Source organism: Streptomyces sp. NPDC001508, from assembly GCF_040298665.1.
Classification (GTDB): domain Bacteria; phylum Actinomycetota; class Actinomycetes; order Streptomycetales; family Streptomycetaceae; genus Streptomyces.
This window is the reverse complement of record NZ_JBEPAP010000129.1, coordinates 1-5734: the sequence shown is the minus strand read 5'-3', so window position 1 is coordinate 5734 and position 5734 is coordinate 1. Positions and strand designations below refer to the sequence as shown.

General features: G+C 71.9%; 2 protein-coding genes. Both read right to left on the bottom strand.

What is annotated here, in order from left to right:
- Positions 1–3626: non-ribosomal peptide synthetase (locus ABT245_RS45490; RefSeq protein WP_351746944.1), on the bottom strand; the 3626-nt coding region annotated here is incomplete at its 3' end.
- A partial coding sequence (locus ABT245_RS45485; protein WP_351746941.1) for a condensation domain-containing protein occupies positions 3623–5734 on the bottom strand: 2112 nt, incomplete at its 5' end. The genes ABT245_RS45490 and ABT245_RS45485, both read right to left, overlap by 4 nt.

Sequence of the window (5734 nt, the reverse complement as noted above, 5' to 3'; positions counted from 1 at the left end):
ACCCGCCCCTCCACCCGCGCCGTGTAAGCACGCGTGAGGTCGGCGGCGAGCGGGCCCAACGACCACCCGTCACCCGCGATGTGATGCACGACCAGGACGAGGACGTGGCGGTCGGAAGCGAGGCGGAACAGCTCGGCACGCAGGGGGATTTCGGTCGCCAGGTCGAAGGGGTGTCGGGCCGCTGACTTCAGGGCCTCCGGCAGCTCCGTCTCGGTGATGTCGGTGACGGGCAGCTGCACGCTCACGCTGTCGAGGACGTGCTGGTAAGAGGTGCCGTCGGCTTCGGGGAACACCGTCCGCAGGCTCTCGTGCCGGGCCACCACGTCGCCGAGAGCGGCACGCAGCGCGTCACGGTCCAACTCGCCGCTCAGCCTCAGAGTCAGTGGGATGTTGTAGGTGGCGCTCGGCCCCTCCATCTTGTGCAGGAACCACAGCCGGCGCTGGGCGAACGACAGGGGCACCGCGTCGGGCAGTTGCTGCTTGGTCAGGGCGAGCCGTGCGGGCCCGGCGGTGTCGAGGCGGGCCGCGACCGCGCCCGCGGTCCGTGCCTCGAAGAGCGTGCGCAGGCCGATCTCGACGCTGAAGGCGGCCCGGATGCGGGCGATCAGCCGGGTGGCCAGCAGCGAGTGGCCGCCGAGTTCGAAGAAGTCGTCGTCGACGCCGACCCTCGGCAGCCCCAGCACCTGTGCGAACAGGTCGCAGACGATCTGCTCCTGCGGCGTGCGTGCCTCCCGTCCGGATCCGGTCGGCGCGAAGTCCGGCGCGGGCAGGGCGGCCCGGTCCAGCTTGCCGTTGGCCGTCAGCGGCAGGCTGTCCAGGAGTGCGACGGCCGAGGGCACCATGTGTTCGGGCAGCCGCTCGCGCACGAACTCCCTTGCCTCCTCGGGCCGCAGGGTCTCCCGCGCCACGACATAGGCCACCAGCCGGGTCCTGCCGGGCTGGTCCTCGCGGGCGACTACGGCGGCCCGGGTGATGTGGGGGTGCTCGGTGAGGACGTTCTCGATCTCGCCGGGCTCGATGCGGAAGCCGCGGATCTTGAGCTGGTGGTCGGCGCGGCCGACGAACTCCAGCTCGCCGTCCTGGTTCCACCGCACCAGGTCACCGGTGCGGTACATACGAGCACCGGGCTCGGGGGCGTACGGGTCCGCCACGAACCGCTCGGCCGTCATACCGGGCCTGCCCAAGTAACCACGGGCCACCCCGGATCCCGCGATGTACAGCTCCCCCACCACGCCGGGCGCCACCAACTCCAGCCCCGAACCCAGCACGTAGGCCCGGGTGTTGGCGATGGGCCCGCCGATCGGCGCGGTGAGCGGCCAGCTGTCGGGGTCGTCGCTCAGGGTGTGGGCCGTGACCACGTGGGTCTCAGTGGGGCCGTAGTGGTTGTGCAGCACGCGCTCTGGTCCCGAGGCGTGGAACTCGCGGACGACGCGGCTCAACGTCAGGGCCTCGCCGGCCTGCGCGATGGTCCGCAGCCGGGGCAGCGCGCGTCCCTGCTCGACGGCGGCCTCGGCGACGGCCTCCAGCACGAGGTTGGGCGCGAACAGTTCCTCCACTTCGTGCTCGTCCAGCCACTCGACGAACCGGGCCGCGTCCCGCCGGACGTCCTCGTCCGGGATCACCAAGGTCTTCCCGTACATCAGGGCCGACAGCATCTCCTGCGCGGAGACGTCGAAGCTGATGGCCGTGAACTGCGCGGTCCTCGTGCCGGGTTCGCCACCGACCGCCTCGTGGTGCCACTCCAGCAGGTTCACCAGCGCACCCGCGGGCATGACGACGCCTTTGGGTCGGCCGGTGGAGCCGGATGTGTAGATGACGTACGCGGGATGATCGGGCGTGAGCGCGGTGACAGGGTTGTCCGCGGACCGATCCGTCACGTCGAGCCCGTCCAGCAGCAGTACGGGCGTCCTGCTCGCCGCCTCCACCGAGGCACGGTGCTCGGTCGTCGTCAGCACAAGGGCCGGCCCGGCGTCGGTGACCATGTAGGCCACACGGGCAGCCGGATAGGCCGGATCAACAGGGAGGTAGGCCGCACCCGCCTTCAGCACCGCCAGGACGGCCACCACCAGATCCGCACTGCGAGGCAGAGCCAGAGCCACCACGTCCTCCGGACCGACACCACGCCCCAGCAGCTCATGAGCCAACCGGTTCGCCCGCTCGTTCAGCTCCCCGTACGACAGCCTGGCCCCGTCCCACACCACCGCCACCGCACCCGGCGCCGCCGCCACCCGCGCCTCGAACAACCCCGGCAACGTCGCACGCGACGCCACAACAACCGCAGGCACCCCCAGCACAGCCGCCCGCTCCTTTGCGGACAGCAGATCGATCCGCCCGATCGGCCGGGAGGGATCCATGACGACGAGGTCGAGCACCCGGATCAGCCGGTCGACGAACCCGGCGGCCGTCGCCCGGTCGAACAGGTCGTCGCGGTAGTCCAGGCGAAGGTACAGACGGCGGCCAGGGGCGGCGATCAGGGTCAGTGGATAGTGCGTCGCGTCCCGCCCGCGGCCCAGGTCAGGGGTGATCCGCAGCCCGGTCTCCGGCCGCTCGCCGGGCTCGTCCCACGGGTAGTTCTCGAAGACCAGAGAGGTGTCGAAGAGGTCGCCCAGACCGGTCAGTCGCTGGATGGGGGCGAGCCCGAGGTGATGGTGCCCGGTGAGCCGCGACTGCGCGCTCTGCACCTGTTCGACGGTGGTCAGCAGTGACTGCGCCGGGTCCAGGGACACCCGCACCGGCACCATGTTGATCAGCAGACCCACCATGCTCTCGACACCGGGCAGTTGAGGGTCGCGCCCTGCCACGACGGCCCCGAACACGACGTCGTCGTGGCCGGTGCGCCGGCTCAGCACCAGCCCCCAGGCGGCCTGGAGCACGGTGTTCAGGGTCACCCCGTGCCGGCGCGCCCAGTCGGCCAGCGCTGCCGTGCGGTCCTCGTCCAGCTCCACCGTGATCCGCTCCGGCATCAGTGCGGGGCGGCCCGGATCCACCGGGGTGAGCAGCGTCGGCTGCTCGAGCCCGCCGAGCGCCTCCCGCCAGGCGGCCTCCGCCGCCGGCTGGTCCTGCTGCGCGAGCCACCCCAAATACTGCCGGTAGGGGGCCACTCGGGGCAGCACGGTGGCGTCGCCCTGGCTGTCGTAAAGCGTGGTCAACTCGCGCACGAGCAGTGGCGTCGACCAGCCGTCGAGCAGGATGTGGTGGGTGGTCATGATGAGGCGGTGGCGTTCGGCGGCCAGGCGCACCAGGGAGAAGCGCAGCAGGGGCGGCTCGGCCAGGTCGAACCGGCGGGCGTGCTCCTTGGCGGCGAGCCGGGCCAGCTCCCCCTCCGCGTCAGCATCGGGAAGCGGCGACAGGTCGAACTCGTCCCAGGGAACGTCGACCTGACGTGCTATCAGCTGTACAGTCCGGCCGGAGTCCACCTGCCGGAAGCCGGCGCGCAGGTTCGGGTGCCGTTGGACGAGCGCGAGCACGGCGGCCCGCAGCCGTGCCGCGTCGAGGGCGCCCTCGATGGCGAAGACGTGCTGCACCGCGTAGACGTCCGCGCCGTCCTGCTCGTAGCGGGAGTGGAACAGCAGCCCCTCCTGCATCGGGGAGAGGGGGAGGATGTCTTCCAGGCCCGACGACGTCATTTCTGCACCCTCCACGCTGCTTCGAGCTGCTCGATGTCGTGCTGGCTGAGTTCGGTCAGGGGGAAGTCCGAGGGGCTGTGGCCGCCGGTGCCGGAGCGCTCGACGTGCCGGACCAGTCCGCGGATCGCTCGGAACCAGTGGTCGGCCAGGGCTCGGACGTGCGGTTCGGTCCAGAGATCCGGCGCCCAGGTCCAGACGGCCTCCAGTTCCGGCCCGTCCGGGGCGTCGTGGACCATGCTGTTCACCTCGAGCCCGTGCGCCAGGGCGGTCGCCGGGTCGGCGCCGCTCAGCAGGCCTGTCTCGGCGGCCACGGCCCATTCCGGGCGGCCGGGGACCACCGGGGCGCCCGCCGAGGGGAACCGGCCGAGGTAGTTGAATCCGAGTTGCGGTACGGCGAGCCCGGCCAGCTCCGGCCCGGTCTCCGGATTGAGGTGCCGCAGCAGGCCGTAGCCGATGCCCCGGTCGGGCAGGGAGCGCACCTGTTCCTTGACCCGTTTCAGGGCCTGTCCGAGCGGCGCCCCGCCGTCGACGACCTCTTCCCACGCCAGGGGGCCCGGGTCGACGCGGACGGGATACAGCGAGGTGAACCACCCCACGGTGCGCGAGAGGTCCGTGCCCTCGACGATCTGCTCGCGCCCATGTCCCTCCACGTCCACCAGAAGAGCCGTGTGCCGCCCGCGTGCGTGGGTCCGGCGCCACTGGGCGACCGCCAGGGCGAGCGCGGTGAGCAGGACGTCGTCGACCTTCGCGTGGAAGGCCGTGGGCACGGTCGTCAGGAGCGGGGTGGTGACCTCGGGTGGCAGGGAGAGGGTGAGTTCGCGGGCGCGGCCCACGGTGTCCCGCGTGGCATCGAGCCGGCCAGTGGTCAGCGGTGGGTCGGCCGCGGTGAGCAGTTCGCTCCACAGCGCCGCCTCGGCGGTGCGGGCCGGCTGCCGGGCCTCGACCGTGAGGAGACTCGCCCAGCGGCGCAGGGAGGTGCCCACCGGGTCCAGCCGTGGGGGACGACCGCCCCCGACGGCCTCGCAGGCGGCGATGAGATCGGGAAGCAGGATCCGCCAGGACACCCCGTCGACGACGAGATGGTTGACGACGACCAGCAGCCTGCCCCGTAGGGCCGGTCCGGCGTCGAACCAGACCATCTGAACCAGTGGGCCACGCTGGGCCGACAGGCGGGCGGACGCCGCCTCCGCCTGTGCGCGGACCAGCGTCGCGTCGACGGCGGCGTCGGCGGTCTCGACACGGTGTACCAGGTCCGCGGCCGACACGGACCCCACCGGACCCACCTCAAGCGACCACGCCCCGTTGCCCTGACCGCCCGGTGTCCGGGTCAACCGCAGCGCGTCGTGGTGGTCCACGAGTGCCTGAACGGCCGCGACGAGGTGGTCCTGGCGCAGCTCGGCCGGCACCTCCAGCAGCATCGCCTGGTGGAACGCGTCGATGTCGCCGCCGCGCGCGTCGAACCAGCGCATGATCGGGGTCGGTTCCATCCCTCCCACGCCGGAGTCGTCGGGGTCGGGTGCCGACACGGCCAGTTCATCGGCGACCTCGGCCAGTCCGGCCGCGGTCCGCTGCTCGAAGACGTCCCGGACCGCGAGTCCGACACCCGCCGAGCGAGCGAGGCTGACCAGCCGGATCGAGACGATGCTGTCCCCGCCGAGCGCGAAGAAGTCGTCGTCGGGCCCGACCTCGTCCACGCCCAGGGCTTGCGCGACCAGCGTCCCCAGCAGTCGCTCGCGCTCGGTCCGCGGCTCACGACGCGGCACATCCGCCCGCGCGCCCGGATCGGGTTCGGGCAGCGCGGCCCGGTCGAGCTTGCCGTTGGCCGTCAACGGCAGCCGGTCCAAGGTGACGTACGTGGACGGTGCCATGTAGTCGGGCAACAGCCGCCGCACGAACTCACGCAGATCTGCCGGTGTTTCGTCGGTGTCGGGGACGACGTAGGCGATCAGGCGGGTGCTGCCGGGCTGGTCATGGTGGGCGACCACGGCGGCCTGCCCGATCGCCGGATGGGCTGTCAGAACGTTCTCGATCTCGCCGGGTTCGATCCGGAAGCCGCGGACCTTCACCTGGTGATCGGCGCGGCCCATGTACTCCAGATCCCCCTCGGC